This window comes from Bacillus cereus group sp. BfR-BA-01492, from assembly GCF_022662815.1.
In the GTDB taxonomy this organism is placed as follows: Bacteria; Bacillota; Bacilli; order Bacillales; family Bacillaceae_G; genus Bacillus_A; species Bacillus_A cereus_BD.
The window spans coordinates 158,846-175,123 of the sequence record NZ_JAKUEH010000001.1 but is presented as its reverse complement, the minus strand read 5'-3'; the positions used below and the strand labels follow the sequence as shown (position 1 = coordinate 175,123).

Here is a 16,278-nt window from a genome sequence, read left to right as displayed (position 1 = left end):
GGGGGATGAATTCCGTGGCATTTGAATTTAAACTACCAGATATCGGTGAAGGTATCCACGAAGGTGAAATCGTAAAATGGTTTATTAAACCAGGCGATGAAGTAAACGAAGACGATGTACTTCTTGAAGTACAAAATGATAAAGCAGTAGTAGAAATTCCTTCTCCTGTAAAAGGTAAAGTACTTGAAGTACTTGTAGAAGAAGGAACAGTTGCAGTAGTAGGAGATGTTCTTGTTAGATTTGACGCTCCTGGTTACGAAAACCTTAAATTTAAAGGTGACGAGCATGACGATGCTCCAAAAGCTGAGGAAGCAAAAGAAGAAGCTCCAGCAGCAGCTACTCCAGCGCCAGAAACAACAAATGAACGCGTAATCGCTATGCCATCTGTTCGTAAATATGCTCGTGAAAAAGGTGTAGACATCCATAAAGTAGCTGGATCTGGTAAAAACGGTCGCATTGTAAAAGCTGACATCGATGCATTTGTAAATGGTGGACAAGCAGCGACTACTGAAGCTCCAGCAGCAGCAGCTACTCCAGTGGCTCAAGAAGAGGCACCAAAAGCACAACCAATCCCAGCTGGTGAATACCCAGAAACTCGGGAGAAAATGAGCGGTATCCGTAAAGCGATTGCTAAAGCAATGGTTAACTCTAAACATACAGCTCCTCACGTAACATTAATGGACGAAGTAGATGTAACAGAGCTTGTTGCTCATCGTAAGAAATTCAAAGCTGTTGCAGCTGACAAAGGTATTAAATTAACTTACCTTCCATATGTTGTAAAAGCTTTAACATCTGCATTACGTGAATTCCCAATGTTGAACACTTCTTTAGATGATGCAACTCAAGAAATTGTTCATAAACATTACTTCAATATTGGTATCGCAGCTGATACTGATAAAGGTCTTTTAGTACCAGTTGTTAAAGATGCTGATCGCAAGTCTATCTTTGCAATCTCTAATGAGATTAATGAGCTTGCTACAAAAGCACGCGAAGGTCGCTTAGCTCCTGCTGAAATGAAAGGTGCTTCTTGCACAATCACAAACATTGGTTCTGCAGGTGGACAATGGTTCACTCCAGTTATCAATCACCCAGAAGTAGCAATCCTTGGTATTGGTCGCATCGCTGAAAAACCAGTTGTAAAAAATGGTGAGATCGTTGCAGCTCCAGTATTAGCATTATCTCTAAGCTTTGACCATCGTTTAATTGACGGTGCAACTGCTCAAAAAGCATTAAACCAAATTAAACGTCTATTAAACGACCCACAATTATTAGTAATGGAGGCGTAATAACAATGGTAGTAGGAGATTTCCCAATTGAATTAGATACAGTCGTTGTTGGTGCAGGTCCTGGTGGATATGTTGCAGCAATTCGTGCAGCACAATTAGGTCAAAAGGTAGCAGTTATTGAAAAAGCTAACCTTGGTGGTGTATGCTTAAACGTTGGATGTATTCCTTCTAAAGCGTTAATTAATGCAGGTCATCGTTTTGAGCATGCAAAACATTCTGATGACATGGGTATTATCGCTGAAAACGTAAAAGTGGATTTCACAAAAGTTCAAGAATGGAAAAATGGCGTAGTTAAGAAATTAACTGGCGGTGTAGAAGGCCTTCTTAAAGGAAACAAAGTTGAAATCATTCGCGGTGAAGCTTACTTCGTAGATGCGAATACATTACGTGTAATGACTGAAGATGCAGCACAAACTTATACATTCAAAAATGCAATCCTTGCAACTGGTTCTACACCAATTGAAATTCCAGGATTCAAATACTCTAAACGTGTTATCAACTCTACAGGTGCTTTAAGCTTACCTGAAATTCCTAAAAAACTTGTTGTAATCGGCGGCGGTTACATCGGTATGGAATTAGGTACTGCTTATGCTAACTTCGGTACAGAAGTTACTGTAGTAGAAGCTGGTGACGAAATCTTAGCTGGTTTCGAAAAAGCAATGAGCTCAGTTGTGAAACGCGCTCTTCAGAAAAAAGGAAACGTTACAATCCATACGAAAGCTATGGCTAAAGGCGTTGAAGAAACTGAAAACGGCGTAAAAGTTAGCTTCGAAGTAAAAGGCGAAGTACAAACTGTAGAAGCAGATTACGTATTAGTAACTGTAGGTCGTCGTCCAAATACGCAAGAAATCGGTCTTGAGCAAGTTGGAATTAAAATGACTGATCGCGGTCTAATCGAAATCGATGAGCAATGTCGTACAAATGTATCAAACATCTATGCAATCGGTGATATCGTTCCTGGACCACCATTAGCGCACAAAGCTTCTTACGAAGGTAAAGTAGCAGCTGAAGCTATTAGTGGCCATGCAGCAGCAATCGATTACATTGGAATTCCAGCAGTATGCTTCACTGATCCAGAATTAGCATCTGTTGGTTATACAAAGAAACAAGCAGAAGAAGCTGGAATGAGCGTAGCTGTATCTAAATTCCCATTCGCTGCAAACGGTCGTGCATTATCATTAAACAGCACAGACGGTTTCTTACAACTTGTAACACGTAAAGAAGATGGTCTTCTTGTAGGTGCGCAAGTTGCAGGTGCAGGTGCTTCTGATATTATCTCTGAGCTAGGACTAGCTATCGAAGCTGGTATGACAGCAGAAGATATTGCACAAACAATCCATGCTCACCCAACATTAGGTGAAATTACAATGGAAGCAGCAGAAGTTGCTCTTGGAATGCCAATTCACATTGTAAAATAATATAGTAAGTAAGAAAAAACGTCTCTTATTCTGTAAGAGACGTTTTTTCTTACTTTGAAGGTTTTTTTTATTTCGCTATTTTAGGGTAGTAGCAGCTCGATTGGTGAGGGCTCATAATCAGTAGGGGGATGAAGAACACCCCACTGATTAAAATTACACTTTATTGGAGTTGTTGTATGGAGACAAACTTGTAGATGTGAAACGAAAGCAGTTCACCCTATAAAGGATTGTGGTTTTAAGAAAATAAACTTGTTCCTATTATGGAATTGATTTGCTTTCAATCCCATATATTATAATAAAATAGAGCATGTCAAAGGAGACGGTTCCGTGAAATTCATACATGTTATATTTTATCATTTTCTTTTATGGAGTGGTTTTTCTATTGTGTTATCCTTATCAAGTGGTGATAAGGTTCATTATAAAATAATGCTCTTCTTTGTGTTTCTCTATCTTGCATATGTAATTGCGTATGTTATGCTTCCTATAAGAAAACAAGCATTTATTCTCACTTGTATAAATAGCATCTTGTTTTTAATCATATCGTACCTCTTTTAAATCTTATCGTTTATAAAAATACATGGTTCTTCCATTAAATAGTTGTAGTTCACCCTCTAATTTTTTTGCTAAAAAACGACAAAATTCATTTGCTTTTCCTTTGTCCCCAAATGTTGCTGTAGAAGGCAAAGAAATTTGAATAAAGGTTTGGTCATTTTCCGAGTCAACTCCTACATAAATACAGTTATATCTCTCATGATTCGATTTTAGTTCTAGCGTCGAATTTGAAGTATCCACTATTTCATAAGGGAAGGCAAAGTTTGCATATGCGTAATGAATTTGCCTGCCAGTTTGTGAAGTGATTGTTTTATAATATTGAAAAAGTTCTTTTATGTCGTCTAATGAGACAGACTGTGTTTTAGATTTAGATACAAGTTTTATAAAGGCATGCTGCATAAAAAATCTCCTCCTAACGTCATTTACAATTTCATTGTAACATTATTGTAAATTTTTTGACAATTAAAAGGTTATTGCTTTTTTTCGTGTAATATATACGGGAAGGAAATGGTCTTTAGAAAGGAGCAGTAAGATGTTCGAGAAATTGTATGATGAACATGAGAATGTCCATATACGCTTTTTAGGATTTATGACGCATGAAAATCGCTATGATTTTGGAGTTATTTATACAAATATGTTTTTTGGAAAACCACTTGTCGTTTGTATGCAGACGGGGCGAGCAACACTTCTTGGACCAGATGATGTAGAAAATACCCAACATTTACAAGAAATATTTAAATTGGCATCAGAAGTAGAAGCGAATGATTTAGCACAATTTTTTAAATTTCTTGTTCCACAAACTTCCTCTGTACATGCTGAGTATGAAGAATGAAAAACAGAAACAGTCGTATGAAATATGGCTGTTTTTTGTATGATTGTTTCATACTAATATGAAATAAAAATTTTTAATGTGTTATACTAAAAACCTATTGACTTAAAAAGTATAACATATTAAAATGAAGTCAGAAAGTTAAGCGGTTACAAAAAAGTTTTTGGGATTACAAACTTAGGGGGAAAAGAAAAATGGGAACAATCGTATGTCAAGATTGTGAAAATACAATCGCACACTTCGAAGATGAAAAGGTAACAATACTTTACGGCAAATGTGGATCTTGCGGATGTGGTCACAAGGAACATACAAAGGCCCAGTAGTATATAAATTTGGCAGCTAGAAAAGTTTTTAGGACCATTAACTTAGGGGGAAAGAAAAATGGGAACAATTGTATGTCAAATTTGTGAAAGTACAATCGCATACTTTGAAGAGGAAAAAACAACAGTACTTTATGGGAAATGTGGGTCTCATTGCGAATGCAATCACAAGGAACATGCAAAAGCCCAATAATATATAGAACGTGTAAAGAATTCAATATAACAGTATGAAAGAAACTTAGGGGGAAAAGAAGATGGGAACAATCGTATGCCAAGTTTGTGAAGAAACAATCGCGCATTTTGAGGATGAAAAAACGACAGTACTTTACGGCAAATGTGGATCTCATTGTAAATGTGACCATAAGCAACATGTAAAAGCTTAATAGTAGAAAAAAGCGTCTGCGTATGCAGACGCTTTTTTAATAGATGGTAGTTGTGTGTCCGATAGTTGCTACAATTGCATCGTCTCTAATCGGGATAAATCCTAGTGAGGTTTGTGGCGGGGGATGAGAAGCATATTGACTCATGATGCGACTATCTATACGCGTAATAAAATCGGTTAAATAGGCTGAAATAAAAGCAGAGGGGATTCTTCTATCATTTAACAGATAAATGATTTGTTCTTTTGTTTTTACACCAACTCCATGACCGTAATAAAAAGAGTTACCTAAATAAATTGCATTTTCTCCTTGCCATTCGATAGAAGCAGGATTCACTTGAGGATTTTTAAAGTAGACTAAATCACCTGGTACAATATCTCCACCTGTCTTTGTCATTAATTTTAAATCACGATCATAATCCCATGTATATAATAGAAGGTTTGCAAATAAATGGTTGAATATTTCTTCATCATATAGCTCTAACAATGCTTTATAAAATATAATAATCATTGCTGTTGCACATTCAGTTCCGTACATTTTCCCATTTTTAAAAATATCTCGTATGGCAATAGAAGATGATACACCGGGACGCAATCGAAATCCTCCTAGCGCTGTTCGTTGCCAATATTCTTCATTACAAAAAGATGTCACGAATGTACGGAACTGAAATCCACTTTGAAAAAGTTCCAATGCAGAGGTAATAATATGCATCCTTATATTTAAATCAAAGTTGAGTTCAGCGACTGTCCGAAAGGAGTATACTTCTTGATTTCCAGTCATGATAGATAACATTTGTTGTTTTTCGTTAGCAAATGATTCATTTTCATTCATGATATAAGGATGTACAATAGAACGACCAATCACAATCATAATGGTATCCCACCTATACGTTACATTCTGTAATAGCGTATGAATGAAAGAGGAAATGGTGAAAAAAAAGCCTATCAACTAACTGATAGGCTTAAATTCCTTAATGACACGCAATGTTTGGAGTGTCATATCTTCTGGACCTTGAACAGGTAATCCAGCTTCTAAATTTTTCTGGATATAATCTAAGTTTTCTTGTGTAATAATTTCTCCTGGAGTAAAGATTGGAATCCCTGGTGGATAAACCATTACAAAATCAGCTATAATGCGGCCAGCAGCATCTTCAAACGGAATAACTTCTGTTTCTGAATAAAAAGCATCTCGTGGAGAAAGGGCTAGTACAGGAATTTCTGGGATTTCTACTTGTACTTGAACGCCTTTATCTGCACGATGTTTAAATGTTGTGGCTAGTTCTTGTAGAGCTGCAATGAGTACATTTGTCTCGTCTTCCGTGTCTCCTAGTGTAATCAGGCATAGAATGTTATATAGGTCTGAAAGCTCGACTTCAATATTATAGTGTTTTCTTAACCATAACTCGGCTTCATGGCCTGTAATTCCTAAGTCTTTTACAGATATGATAAGCTTCGTTGGATCGTAACGAAATGTTGCGTCGGTACCTAACATTTCTTTTCCAGGACAATAAAGATGTTCAATATGATTTACAGCATTACGAACACGCTCAGCTAGCTTTATTGTTTTTGTTATTAACTCTTTTCCTTCTGTTGCCAGTCGTTTTCTTGCAACATCAAGGGAAGCTAATAAAATATAAGAAGTCGATGTTGTAGTAAGCATGCTAATGATGGATTGGACATGCTTTACATTTACAAGGCCCTCTCTTACATTTAAAATGGAACTTTGTGTTAAAGAGCCACCTAGTTTATGCACACTTGTTGCAGCCATATCTGCGCCAGCTTGCATCGCTGACATCGGTAACTCATCATGGAAATGAATATGGACACCATGAGCTTCATCAACTAGTACAGGTATTTCATAGGAATGGGCTAATTCAACAATTTGCTGCAAATCTGCGGCAAATCCAAAGTATGTTGGATTAATTACAAGTAATCCTTTCGCATCGGGATGTTCATCGAGTGCTTTTTTTACAGAATGTATGGTAATACCATGTGAAATACCAAGTTTCGCATCAATTTCAGGATGAATGAAAATTGGTTTTGCACCTGAGAAAATAATGGCTGACATTACAGATTTATGAACGTTTCGTGGTACAAGAATTTTATCTCCGGGACCACATACGCTCATCACCATTGTCATAATTGCTCCGCTTGTACCTTGAACGGAAAAAAACGTATGATCTGCACCGAACGCTGCTGCGGCTAAATCTTGTGCTTCTTTAATCATACCTTTTGGGTGATGTAAATCATCAAGCGGTGCAATGTTAATTAAGTCAATTGCTAATGCATTATGCCCAATAAATTCACGAAATACAGGATCCATTCCTTGTCCTTTCTTATGACCAGGAATATGGAATTGAATTGGATTTCGCTTACTGTGCTCTACTAAAGCGGTAAACAATGGTGTTTTGTATTGGGACAATCTATACACCCCTTCTTTTATTTATTTTGATTTGTTTTATGTGACTCTGTTCTATTAGAAGATGTTTTGTTATATCATCGTTCTCAAGAACTAGATTTGTTTGACTTACCACTCATAAAAAATGGAAGTATCATTTTATTTTCTATAAAACAAAAGCATTATATCACCAATAATTATAGATGTATAGAAAAATATTATTTTTAACTGTATGGATTTAAAATATAAAGTAGGGGATATATACCGAAACAGTTTATGGATATAATGACAGCTTAGACTAGCAAAATAGTGTATAATGCAAAGAGGCTATATCACGGATGAAATTGTAGTCTTTACGGTAGCATAATAACAGAACAATAAAGATAGATGAGGTGTAAATATGGAATATCAATATCCACTTGATTATGACTGGTCGAATGAAGAGATGATTACTGTTGTGAAATTTTATGAGGCGATAGAAAAAGCAAATGAAAAAGGAATTGTTAAAGAAGAATTGATGGATTTATATCGCAAGTTCAAAAGAATTGTTCCATCCAAAGCTGAAGAAAAGAAAATTGATAAAGAATTTCAGGAAGTAAGTGGTTATTCAATATACCGTACGATACAAAAAGGGAAAGATACAGAAGAGCATAAGATTGTTAAAATGTAAAAAAATTTTGAAAAATAAATTTTAGAGTGCTATAATATGATAACAACTAAAAACGGACAATAGCAATTGTCCGTTTTCTACTATCGATTGCAAATCTTATATAAAGGAAGGAGTGAGTGGATCGTCGATTCAATCTTAGTTTGAAATTGTTCATTTGTCATAGATGAAAATTCCTCTGGCGCTATATGAATTCCAACTAATAACTCAGCCTTTTTTACAGTAGCTAATCGTTCAATTATTTTTTGTAATTCTTTTGATTCTAATGTGTCATGTGGTAGAACATCTGGTTTAGTGTGGTCAATGGACCAAACGAAGTGATTTGGTATATTTGTTTTTAAATCATTTAAATGTTCTAATAAGGCATGAGCCGCCACCTCTTTTTGTGGACACTCATAGATTAAACCAAAGTATATGAAAGCATGGGTGCCCCATAAGCCAATTTGAAAGTGTGGTAACATTTTATAGCCGCGTTTATTTGTTGAAAAAGCAACCCAAGTATCGTTTGGTGGATTGACTTTGCGACGTGCATGTTTGGCAACATGATAGAAAAAAGGTTCGCCAGTTTGGTCAGATAAGTAATGGGAAAATTGTTCCCCTAATGTTTCTAATTTTGGCTGGATATGTGTTTTGATTGCATTCATACGTCTTTCAAGACCGTCAACTGAAAAGACAGCAAAGTCAGCTGATTGAAAAGTTTGTAATGTCATAATCGTTCCTCCAACTCCTAGTTTGTTTTTATTTTAGCATAGCTTGTACGATTCATAAAAAGAACAGCACAAAAAAATCGGTAAAAAAATATAAATTTGTTGCATAGATACTTTATCCAACATAGTATAGTATAAAACAAAAAATCAGAAAATTAAGTTAATTCTAGTCCGAGGGCAGACGAATATTGGGAGGAGGCAAATACTATGAGACAAGTGATTAATGCATTAAAGAGAACAGATGCAGAAAAAAGAATTCCGGTATTAAGATTAGAGTTAGATTATGAATTAGCAACGTTATATGATGCGATGATGGAAAATGACAATCAGAAAAAAGAAGAGTGTGTCCAAAAATTGGAAGTCTTAAGACTTGAAATGATTCGTTTAGAAGCGTAATAATAGTATATGTATAAAAATTAAGTTGGTGCGAACCTTATAAAGGGTTCGTTTTTTCTGTGAACAGTATAGATCGGAGTGTTTAAAATATGCAAGAGGTATGGAAAGAAATTGATACACATGCAAAACAGTGGGTTCGAGAAGCAGGAGCGAGCTTAAGGGCATCGCTAAAACAAGCCCTTATCATTGAAACAAAGTCAAATGCGGCCGATCTAGTAACGAATATGGATCGGGAAATAGAACAATTTTTTATTGGGAAAATTAAAGAAACATTCCCAGAACATTATATTTTAGGAGAAGAAGGGTATGGGGATGAAGTCACTTCTTCTAATGGGATTGTTTGGTTAATTGATCCAATTGATGGTACGATGAATTTTGTTCATCAAAAACGAAATTTTGCTATTTCGATTGGTATTTATGAGAACGGTATCGGAATAATCGGCCTTATCTATGATCCCGTACATGATGAGTTATACCATGCTGTAAAAGGGGAAGGAGCGTTTTGTAATGGTGTATCTATTCCGATGTTACAAGAAGGAGCGTTAGAAAGTAGCATAGTTGCTTTAAATGCGACATGGCTTACTGATAACCCGTTGCTTCATATGGAAAAAATGATGCAGCTTGTTACAAAGGCAAGAGGAACACGTTCGTATGGTTGTGCGGCATTAGAGATGGTCTATGTGGCAACTGGAAGGTTGGATGCTTATATAACGCCGCGGTTATCTCCTTGGGATTTTGGTGGTGGGAAAATTATTGTTGAAGAAGTTGGTGGCAAAGTGACAACATTTACTGGGACACCAATTTCTATTGTAGAAAAAAGTAGTGTACTAGTGGCGAAACCTGGCGTATATGATGAATTATTACCATTTGTATCACAATAACAAAAAAAGTAAGAGGCTATAGAAAGCTTCTTACTTTTTCACGTTATTGTGATTTGCGCATTTTTCGTTTTGTTATAAAGCCGTATCCAACTGTAACAAATGTACCAATAATGCAAATAATAATACCAATGGGACTATTTTCAGCAATCATAATACCAATGCCGATTAAGAAAATAACACCGATAATAGCTGTTAATAAAAAGCGGTACTGAATGTGTTCCATATCTTCACCCTCCAATTTTATTTTACTTTCACAAAAGTAAGAATACAACTATATTTTTATTCTTGATTTTATTTTGATTGCCATTATATCCTCTTCGCTCTTATAATAGAGAAGGATTAAAAAGACACTAGGAGTTGGACATGTTGAAAAAACGACAAGATTTACGTAATATAGCAATTATTGCCCACGTTGACCATGGTAAAACAACACTTGTTGACCAGTTATTACGTCAAGCGGGAACGTTCCGTGCAAATGAGCATGTAGAAGAACGTGCAATGGATTCGAATGATTTAGAGAGAGAACGCGGTATTACGATTTTAGCGAAAAATACAGCGATTCACTATGAAGATAAACGAATTAACATTTTAGATACACCTGGACACGCTGATTTCGGTGGTGAAGTAGAACGAATCATGCGAATGGTTGATGGTGTTTTACTTGTTGTTGATGCATATGAAGGTTGTATGCCACAAACACGATTTGTATTAAAGAAAGCACTTGAGCAAAATTTAACGCCAATCGTTGTTGTAAACAAAATTGACCGCGACTTTGCTCGTCCAGAAGAAGTTGTTGATGAAGTATTAGATTTATTCATTGAGCTAGGTGCAAATGAAGATCAATTAGAGTTCCCGGTTGTATTCGCTTCAGCGATGAACGGAACAGCAAGCTTGGATCCAAATCCAGCAAATCAAGAAGAGAATATGAAATCATTATTTGAAACAATTATCAATCATATTCCAGCACCAATCGATAATAGCGATGAGCCATTGCAATTCCAAGTAGCTCTTCTTGACTATAATGATTATGTAGGTCGTATCGGAGTTGGGCGCGTATTCCGCGGTACAATGAAGGTAGGACAGCAAGTTGCTTTAATGAAGGTTGACGGAAGTGTGAAGCAATTCCGCGTAACAAAAATCTTTGGTTACATGGGATTAAAACGTCAAGAAATTGAAGAAGCAAAAGCTGGCGATTTAGTAGCTGTTTCTGGTATGGAAGACATTAACGTTGGGGAAACAGTATGTCCGATTGAACATCAAGAAGCTCTACCTTTATTACGTATTGATGAGCCGACATTACAAATGACGTTCCTTGTAAATAACAGCCCATTTGCAGGTCGTGAAGGAAAATATATTACATCTCGTAAAATCGAAGAGCGTCTTCGCTCGCAATTAGAAACAGATGTAAGTTTACGTGTAGAGAATACAGACTCTCCTGATGCATGGATTGTATCTGGCCGTGGGGAATTACATTTGTCAATCTTAATTGAAAATATGCGTCGTGAAGGCTATGAATTACAAGTATCAAAACCAGAAGTAATTATTAAAGACGTCGATGGTGTGAGATGTGAGCCTGTAGAGCGCGTACAAATCGATGTACCAGAAGAATACACTGGTTCCATTATGGAATCTATGGGAGCTCGTAAAGGTGAAATGTTAGATATGGTGAATAACGGAAATGGTCAAGTTCGTCTAACATTTATGGTACCAGCACGTGGATTAATTGGTTATACAACAGAATTCTTAACGTTAACACGTGGTTATGGTATTTTGAACCACACATTTGACAGCTATCAACCAGTACATGCTGGACAAGTTGGTGGACGTCGTCAAGGTGTTCTCGTTTCACTCGAAACAGGGAAAGCATCACAATACGGTATTATGCAAGTTGAAGATCGCGGTGTCATCTTCGTTGAACCTGGTACAGAAGTATATACAGGTATGATTGTTGGAGAGCATACACGTGAAAATGATTTAACGGTTAACATTGTAAAAATGAAACAACAAACTAACGTTCGTTCTGCAACAAAAGATCAAACTTCAACAATGAAAAAACCACGCATTATGACATTAGAAGAATCATTAGAGTATTTAAATGATGATGAGTATTGTGAAGTAACGCCAGAATCTATTCGTCTGCGCAAAAAAATTCTAGATAAAAATGAACGTGAAAAAGCTGCGAAGAGAAAGAAATCTGTAGAAGCGTAAGAGAAGGAGCTGTCTTTTCAAAAGACGGCTCTTTTTTTAAGGGTTATTTTTTGAAAATTTACTCTTTTTAGTGGACAGTATTTTTGTTGCAAGGTACTCTTATAGTAGGTAGTGGAAAATATAATAAAAACTAGAAGAACGCGATTTTTGTTGTTAGTAGGGGGAGAAAAGAGGATGCTTGAGAAAATGTCTTTTTTTGCAAAGCTATATCAAGTAGATGTAAATCCTAAAATGGGAATGTGGATGCTTTACGGCACTATTATCGTTTTAAGTGCCATTGTTTATCATTTAGGGTTTGCGAGGAAGTTATCGGTATTAAAAAATGTTGTTATTTATGCTTTGTTAGCGATTGGATGCACCGTTCTTACATTTTTTGCTGTTTTTTTACCAGTTGGGGAAGGGCTTGTTGTAGCGATAATTGTATTAGGAATTTATAAACTGCGCCTGCGACAAGCAAAACAACAAAAAGTAAGTTAAGAGGAGGGGAACTTCATGCATTCCGTACAAGATGCATTATACAACTGGTTAACAATCAAAATAATTGTTGAAGCACGACCAGATGATATAGCTGCGCAAGAAACCTATGAGCTATTTCACAACATATTATATGAAGATCATCAATTAAAGAATGTGAAAGTAGAAAAAAGAGAAGAGATGTATATAGTTACGTATGAAAAAGAGAAAGAAATGGGTTATGCGAGGTTTCCGTTAGAATTAATCGATTGTTTTATAGACTAGATAAAGTGAAACTTTAATCAGTGTGGTTCTCTTCATCCCCCACTGATTATGAGGCTTCACCAATCGGGAACCAGAGAAATATAAATAAGCCCTTATCTGAATGATTAAGGACTTATTTATGTTACCACTCATCTTCTACTGTTTTATCTTGGTATAAATGAAACTTTCCGGTTGCGTGGCGTTTCATTGTACGTTCTGCAATACGTTCTGTACATTCTGGGCACAGATATGTATGAATTGGGCGGTTACGAAGCTTTTTAGCCAAAGGATTTTCATCATCTAGCTTATCTTTTTTATCGCAAATCATGCATTTGACTCTCATTTCGTCACCTCAATACAAATTCTATCGATATAAGTATATCATGTAAGTTCAATGTTTTTGAGATATAGAGGAAAAAAATAATATTTTCGCAATTCTAAAAATAAGTTATCCTAAAGATAGGAAACATTTGGAGGTGGAAATATGGCGAATATAGTGGAGCTTAAATTATCGGAATCTTTCATACGAATTTTACGTAGAGAGAATATTGTTACAGTTGCTACAGTTGATTTTGAAAAAAAGATTCCCAATGTAAGTGCTATTTCATGGATATATGCAATGAGTGAAGAAAGTATTCGTTTTGCTGTTGATCAGCGCTCGCGTATTGTAGAAAATTTGCGTCACAATACAGGAATTGTATTCACAATCATGGCGAATGAATCCGTATTTTCCATAAGCGGCGAGGCAAAATTTATAACTGAAAAGATGGAAGGAATTCCTTTGAAATTAACAGTGATAGAGGTAGCGATAAAAGAGGTTCGTGATGTGATGTTTTATGGGGCAAGGCTTGCTACTGAACCAACTTTTGAGAAGACATATGATTTACGAGCGGCTAAACAATTAGATCATCAAGTGCTGACGGGTATGAAAGAATTATAAAGGCGATTATGTGTACCTTCTTCTTTTCAGCGAGTGAATAGATAACTTTTGTCTTCTTATAGGTTATAAATTTTGATTTGTTTTCTAAATTGAAGAGGAAGAAAAAATTAAATTTATATGAATTTCGATTCTACCTCGTTTGTACGGTACATATAATTATAACAATGGTTCGTCCATATTATTATGGATGAAACCCTTGTTCTACAAACTTAAAAGTGGAGTCAGGGGGTAACAGGTTGGATAAAATCTACGTGTTAGATACGAATGTACTTTTACAGGATCCGTTATCTATTTTTTCTTTTGAAACAAATGAAGTAGTGATTCCAGCAGTTGTATTAGAAGAGGTTGATTCGAAAAAGCGCTATATGGATGAAGTTGGACGAAATGCTCGCTATGTATCTAAGTTAATCGATAAATTTCGTGAACTTGGAAAGTTATATGACAGTATTCCTCTTGAAAATGGAGGGACATTTCGGATTGAGTTAAATCATCGTTCATTTGTTCAACTGCAAGACATTTTTGTAGAAAAAACAAATGATAATCGCATTTTAGCAGTGGCAAAAAATTTATCATTAGAAGAGCAAGAAAAAGAGGATGGAAAGCCAGTTATTTTAGTCAGTAAGGATGTCCTCGTCAGAGTGAAGGCGGACGCCTTAGGACTGCAAGCTGAAGATTATTTAAGCGATCGAGTTATTGAAGTGGAGAATATATATTCGGGTTTTTTAGAAGGTTACATATCAAAAGTACAATTGGATTATTTTTATGAAAAAGGAGAACTTCCTTTATCGGAAATTGCGAATCATCCGTTTTATCCCAATCAGTTTATTGTGATGAAAGATGCGCTTGGTGGATCAAGCTCTGCGCTTGGAATTGTAGATAGTTTAGGGAAAAAAGTGAAAAAGTTAGTGTTTCATAATGAACAAGTTTGGGGAATACGTCCGCGCAATGTACAGCAAATTATGGGATTAGAATTGTTGTTGCGAGAAGATATTCCGTTAGTTACTTTAACAGGAAAGGCGGGGACAGGGAAAACGTTGCTCGCTTTAGCTGCTGGGCTTATGCAAACAGAAGATTTAGGATTGTATAAAAAGCTCCTTGTAGCGAGGCCTATTGTTCCTGTTGGGAAAGATATCGGTTATTTACCAGGTGAAAAAGAGGAAAAGTTGAGACCGTGGATGCAACCGATTTTTGATAATCTTGAATATTTATTCAATACGAAAAAACCAGGGGAATTAGATGCTATATTAGCTGGTATGGGCTCAATTGAAGTAGAGGCACTGACGTATATAAGGGGAAGAAGTATTCCAGATCAATTTATTATTATCGATGAAGCGCAAAACTTAACAAAACATGAAGTGAAGACGATTTTAACAAGGGTAGGGGAAAAGAGTAAGATCGTATTAATGGGAGACCCGCAGCAAATTGATCATCCTTATTTAGATGAATATAATAATGGTTTAACATATGTGGTCGAGAAACTGAAGGAACAAAAAATTAGCGGTCATGTGAAGTTCGTGAAAGGTGAGCGATCTAATTTAGCTCAATTAGCAGCGGATTTATTGTAAAAAGGAGTAGGGATAATCCCTACTCCTTTTTGTCAAAACAGAAAAGAATCACTCGTGATTGAATACAGAATATCACTCATATAATTATGAATTTCCGGATATTTCGAACCGGATTATTTTGATTCGAACCATCTCCAAAATAAAGATGAACAGGCCCGTCTTCTCTCAGTGGTTTCCCATCTTTTGAAAAACCAAGAATGGCATCTTGTGCTTGTTCTAGCGGCAATGTAATTTCATCATGGAGTGTTTCTATCTTTACCTCAGTCGCATCGTCCATCACTTCCGCGTTTTTAAGAAAGGGTTGAAATGGCATTCCGAAAGTCCCTGTAATCAGTTTTTCCTTTTTAAATTGTTTGACGCTTTTTTGAATTGGTGGGAAAGCTGCTCCATCACGAATCTCTCGATCCCAATGTTCAGAAGTATGCTTTAAATATGTTTCTAATTCAGATGTTTCTTGTTGTGGTTCATGAAAGTAAGTTGTTAAGTCTACTTTTCGATCATCAAAAATCCAAACGCTTGGATCAATCGTAAGTGGAAAACGAACTTTTCCACTAATAAACAAAATTTCGCTCATTGTTGTTCCCCCATTTGTATTATACTCCCACTTTTCAGTATAATAGGATTAGACAAGGATGTCACAAAAAATGTTTCTATTGCAATTTGTCAAAACTATCGCTAATATTAATAGATAGGATAGGAGAGTAGGACGGAAACGGAGGGAATCAATTTGGCGTCTGAGACAGTAGCAAATCATCAGGAAAAGGCACTTGCCCTTCTACAAGCGGATGCGGAGAAGATTTTAAGACTTATTAAGGTACAAATGGACCACCTTACGATGCCGCAGTGTCCATTATATGAAGAAGTGCTAGATACACAAATGTTTGGTTTATCCCGTGAGGTTGACTTTGCGGTTCGTCTTGATCTTATTTCTGAAGAACAAGGAAAAGAGATGTTAGGAGAGCTTGAACGGGAATTATCGGCACTTCATGAAGCATTTACAAATAAAAAATGATGA

At 36.1% G+C, this 16,278-nt stretch carries 23 protein-coding genes; 16 read left to right on the top strand and 7 right to left on the bottom strand.

Translation table 11 applies throughout. The features are described 5' to 3' along the window. Positions 1-14 precede the first annotated feature (14 nt). The 3 genes from MR063_RS00895 (at position 15) to MR063_RS00885 (ending at position 3,259) form a co-directional block, all read left to right on the top strand. Entirely contained in the window at positions 15-1,286 is a 1,272-nt protein-coding gene (locus MR063_RS00895; protein ID WP_242192843.1) for a dihydrolipoamide acetyltransferase family protein, read from the top strand. Between the two features lie 5 nt (positions 1,287-1,291). Further along, positions 1,292-2,704: a dihydrolipoyl dehydrogenase gene (gene lpdA, locus MR063_RS00890; RefSeq protein ID WP_242143557.1), complete on the top strand. Its 1,413-nt coding sequence runs from the start codon at positions 1,292-1,294 to the stop codon at positions 2,702-2,704. 327 nt (positions 2,705-3,031) lie between these two features. Further along, complete coding sequence (locus MR063_RS00885) at positions 3,032-3,259, top strand: hypothetical protein (RefSeq protein ID WP_242143556.1); 228 nt, start codon at positions 3,032-3,034, stop codon at positions 3,257-3,259. A gap of 3 nt (positions 3,260-3,262) precedes the next feature. Here MR063_RS00885 and MR063_RS00880 read toward each other — a convergent pair whose 3' ends face one another. Then, positions 3,263-3,655 carry a DUF1885 family protein gene (locus tag MR063_RS00880; protein ID WP_242192841.1) on the bottom strand — a complete coding sequence of 131 codons (393 nt, stop codon included), beginning with the start codon at positions 3,653-3,655 and terminating at the stop codon, positions 3,263-3,265. Between the two features lie 133 nt (positions 3,656-3,788). Here MR063_RS00880 and MR063_RS00875 point away from each other — a divergent pair, with 133 nt between their 5' ends. From MR063_RS00875 to MR063_RS00860, 4 genes are all read left to right on the top strand, one after another. Next, entirely contained in the window at positions 3,789-4,088 is a 300-nt protein-coding gene (locus MR063_RS00875; RefSeq protein WP_242192839.1) for a DUF3055 domain-containing protein, read from the top strand. 191 nt (positions 4,089-4,279) lie between these two features. Beyond that, positions 4,280-4,408 carry a GapA-binding peptide SR1P gene (locus MR063_RS00870; protein WP_242143553.1) on the top strand — a complete coding sequence of 43 codons (129 nt, stop codon included), beginning with the start codon at positions 4,280-4,282 and terminating at the stop codon, positions 4,406-4,408. A gap of 58 nt (positions 4,409-4,466) precedes the next feature. Beyond that, positions 4,467-4,598 carry a GapA-binding peptide SR1P gene (locus MR063_RS00865; protein ID WP_242192837.1) on the top strand — a complete coding sequence of 44 codons (132 nt, stop codon included), beginning with the start codon at positions 4,467-4,469 and terminating at the stop codon, positions 4,596-4,598. A 61-nt stretch (positions 4,599-4,659) separates the two neighbouring features. After that, positions 4,660-4,788 (top strand): GapA-binding peptide SR1P, encoded by a 129-nt coding sequence (locus MR063_RS00860; RefSeq protein WP_242192835.1) that lies wholly within the window; start codon positions 4,660-4,662, stop codon positions 4,786-4,788. A gap of 36 nt (positions 4,789-4,824) precedes the next feature. On the opposite strand, the gene MR063_RS00855 is transcribed toward MR063_RS00860, so the two are convergent. Beyond that, positions 4,825-5,655: a protein-glutamine gamma-glutamyltransferase gene (locus tag MR063_RS00855; protein WP_242192833.1), complete on the bottom strand. Its 831-nt coding sequence runs from the start codon at positions 5,653-5,655 to the stop codon at positions 4,825-4,827. 78 nt (positions 5,656-5,733) lie between these two features. After that, positions 5,734-7,206: an aminotransferase class I/II-fold pyridoxal phosphate-dependent enzyme gene (locus MR063_RS00850; RefSeq protein ID WP_277927736.1), complete on the bottom strand. Its 1,473-nt coding sequence runs from the start codon at positions 7,204-7,206 to the stop codon at positions 5,734-5,736. Between the two features lie 376 nt (positions 7,207-7,582). Here MR063_RS00850 and MR063_RS00845 point away from each other — a divergent pair, with 376 nt between their 5' ends. Continuing rightward, the gene (locus MR063_RS00845) at positions 7,583-7,852 is read left to right on the top strand and encodes a UPF0223 family protein (protein ID WP_242143548.1); all 270 of its coding nucleotides are present in this window, start codon (positions 7,583-7,585) and stop codon (positions 7,850-7,852) included. 80 nt (positions 7,853-7,932) lie between these two features. On the opposite strand, the gene MR063_RS00840 is transcribed toward MR063_RS00845, so the two are convergent. Beyond that, positions 7,933-8,559: a YktB family protein gene (locus MR063_RS00840; RefSeq protein WP_242192829.1), complete on the bottom strand. Its 627-nt coding sequence runs from the start codon at positions 8,557-8,559 to the stop codon at positions 7,933-7,935. 204 nt (positions 8,560-8,763) lie between these two features. Between MR063_RS00840 and MR063_RS00835 the strand changes: the two genes are divergently transcribed. Both MR063_RS00835 and MR063_RS00830 read left to right on the top strand, forming a co-directional pair. Next, on the top strand, positions 8,764-8,952 hold the full coding sequence (locus tag MR063_RS00835; protein WP_001250169.1) for a hypothetical protein: 189 nt from the start codon (positions 8,764-8,766) through the stop codon (positions 8,950-8,952). A gap of 89 nt (positions 8,953-9,041) precedes the next feature. After that, positions 9,042-9,833 carry an inositol monophosphatase family protein gene (locus MR063_RS00830; RefSeq protein ID WP_242192827.1) on the top strand — a complete coding sequence of 264 codons (792 nt, stop codon included), beginning with the start codon at positions 9,042-9,044 and terminating at the stop codon, positions 9,831-9,833. A 43-nt stretch (positions 9,834-9,876) separates the two neighbouring features. Here MR063_RS00830 and MR063_RS00825 read toward each other — a convergent pair whose 3' ends face one another. Next, positions 9,877-10,056 carry a DUF5325 family protein gene (locus tag MR063_RS00825; protein ID WP_000400124.1) on the bottom strand — a complete coding sequence of 60 codons (180 nt, stop codon included), beginning with the start codon at positions 10,054-10,056 and terminating at the stop codon, positions 9,877-9,879. A 140-nt stretch (positions 10,057-10,196) separates the two neighbouring features. On the opposite strand from MR063_RS00825, the gene typA reads away from it, so the two are divergent. The 3 genes from typA to MR063_RS00810 all read left to right on the top strand — a co-directional run bounded on the left by typA (position 10,197) and on the right by MR063_RS00810 (position 12,779). Further along, entirely contained in the window at positions 10,197-12,041 is a 1,845-nt protein-coding gene (gene typA, locus MR063_RS00820; protein WP_242143545.1) for a translational GTPase TypA, read from the top strand. A 174-nt stretch (positions 12,042-12,215) separates the two neighbouring features. Continuing rightward, positions 12,216-12,518 carry a YlaH-like family protein gene (locus MR063_RS00815; protein WP_242143544.1) on the top strand — a complete coding sequence of 101 codons (303 nt, stop codon included), beginning with the start codon at positions 12,216-12,218 and terminating at the stop codon, positions 12,516-12,518. 15 nt (positions 12,519-12,533) lie between these two features. Continuing rightward, entirely contained in the window at positions 12,534-12,779 is a 246-nt protein-coding gene (locus MR063_RS00810; protein ID WP_242143543.1) for a hypothetical protein, read from the top strand. A 121-nt stretch (positions 12,780-12,900) separates the two neighbouring features. Here the strand turns inward: MR063_RS00810 and MR063_RS00805 are convergent, their stop codons facing one another. Next, a complete protein-coding gene (locus tag MR063_RS00805) occupies positions 12,901-13,101 on the bottom strand; it encodes a YlaI family protein (RefSeq protein ID WP_012095103.1) in 201 nt (66 codons plus the stop codon). Positions 13,102-13,242: 141 nt separating this feature from the next. Between MR063_RS00805 and MR063_RS00800 the strand changes: the two genes are divergently transcribed. Continuing rightward, complete coding sequence (locus MR063_RS00800) at positions 13,243-13,698, top strand: pyridoxamine 5'-phosphate oxidase family protein (RefSeq protein WP_242192825.1); 456 nt, start codon at positions 13,243-13,245, stop codon at positions 13,696-13,698. A 236-nt stretch (positions 13,699-13,934) separates the two neighbouring features. Beyond that, positions 13,935-15,263 (top strand): PhoH family protein, encoded by a 1,329-nt coding sequence (locus MR063_RS00795; protein WP_242192822.1) that lies wholly within the window; start codon positions 13,935-13,937, stop codon positions 15,261-15,263. 76 nt (positions 15,264-15,339) lie between these two features. Here MR063_RS00795 and MR063_RS00790 read toward each other — a convergent pair whose 3' ends face one another. Next, a complete protein-coding gene (locus MR063_RS00790) occupies positions 15,340-15,837 on the bottom strand; it encodes a molybdopterin-binding protein (RefSeq protein WP_242192819.1) in 498 nt (165 codons plus the stop codon). A 153-nt stretch (positions 15,838-15,990) separates the two neighbouring features. Between MR063_RS00790 and MR063_RS00785 the strand changes: the two genes are divergently transcribed. Beyond that, positions 15,991-16,275 carry an Fpa/YlaN family protein gene (locus MR063_RS00785; protein WP_242143539.1) on the top strand — a complete coding sequence of 95 codons (285 nt, stop codon included), beginning with the start codon at positions 15,991-15,993 and terminating at the stop codon, positions 16,273-16,275. Positions 16,276-16,278 lie beyond the last annotated feature (3 nt).

Coding starts and splice junctions, on each gene's coding strand:
- lpdA (WP_242143557.1), top strand. CDS start 1,292: ATGGTAGTAGGAGATTTCCCAATTGAATTAGATACAGTCGTTGTTGGT.
- MR063_RS00880 (WP_242192841.1), bottom strand. CDS start 3,655: ATGCAGCATGCCTTTATAAAACTTGTATCTAAATCTAAAACACAGTCT.
- MR063_RS00875 (WP_242192839.1), top strand. CDS start 3,789: ATGTTCGAGAAATTGTATGATGAACATGAGAATGTCCATATACGCTTT.
- MR063_RS00870 (WP_242143553.1), top strand. CDS start 4,280: ATGGGAACAATCGTATGTCAAGATTGTGAAAATACAATCGCACACTTC.
- MR063_RS00865 (WP_242192837.1), top strand. CDS start 4,467: ATGGGAACAATTGTATGTCAAATTTGTGAAAGTACAATCGCATACTTT.
- MR063_RS00860 (WP_242192835.1), top strand. CDS start 4,660: ATGGGAACAATCGTATGCCAAGTTTGTGAAGAAACAATCGCGCATTTT.
- MR063_RS00855 (WP_242192833.1), bottom strand. CDS start 5,655: ATGATTGTGATTGGTCGTTCTATTGTACATCCTTATATCATGAATGAA.
- MR063_RS00845 (WP_242143548.1), top strand. CDS start 7,583: ATGGAATATCAATATCCACTTGATTATGACTGGTCGAATGAAGAGATG.
- MR063_RS00840 (WP_242192829.1), bottom strand. CDS start 8,559: ATGACATTACAAACTTTTCAATCAGCTGACTTTGCTGTCTTTTCAGTT.
- MR063_RS00835 (WP_001250169.1), top strand. CDS start 8,764: ATGAGACAAGTGATTAATGCATTAAAGAGAACAGATGCAGAAAAAAGA.
- MR063_RS00830 (WP_242192827.1), top strand. CDS start 9,042: ATGCAAGAGGTATGGAAAGAAATTGATACACATGCAAAACAGTGGGTT.
- MR063_RS00825 (WP_000400124.1), bottom strand. CDS start 10,056: ATGGAACACATTCAGTACCGCTTTTTATTAACAGCTATTATCGGTGTT.
- typA (WP_242143545.1), top strand. CDS start 10,197: ATGTTGAAAAAACGACAAGATTTACGTAATATAGCAATTATTGCCCAC.
- MR063_RS00815 (WP_242143544.1), top strand. CDS start 12,216: ATGCTTGAGAAAATGTCTTTTTTTGCAAAGCTATATCAAGTAGATGTA.
- MR063_RS00810 (WP_242143543.1), top strand. CDS start 12,534: ATGCATTCCGTACAAGATGCATTATACAACTGGTTAACAATCAAAATA.
- MR063_RS00805 (WP_012095103.1), bottom strand. CDS start 13,101: ATGAGAGTCAAATGCATGATTTGCGATAAAAAAGATAAGCTAGATGAT.
- MR063_RS00800 (WP_242192825.1), top strand. CDS start 13,243: ATGGCGAATATAGTGGAGCTTAAATTATCGGAATCTTTCATACGAATT.
- MR063_RS00790 (WP_242192819.1), bottom strand. CDS start 15,837: ATGAGCGAAATTTTGTTTATTAGTGGAAAAGTTCGTTTTCCACTTACG.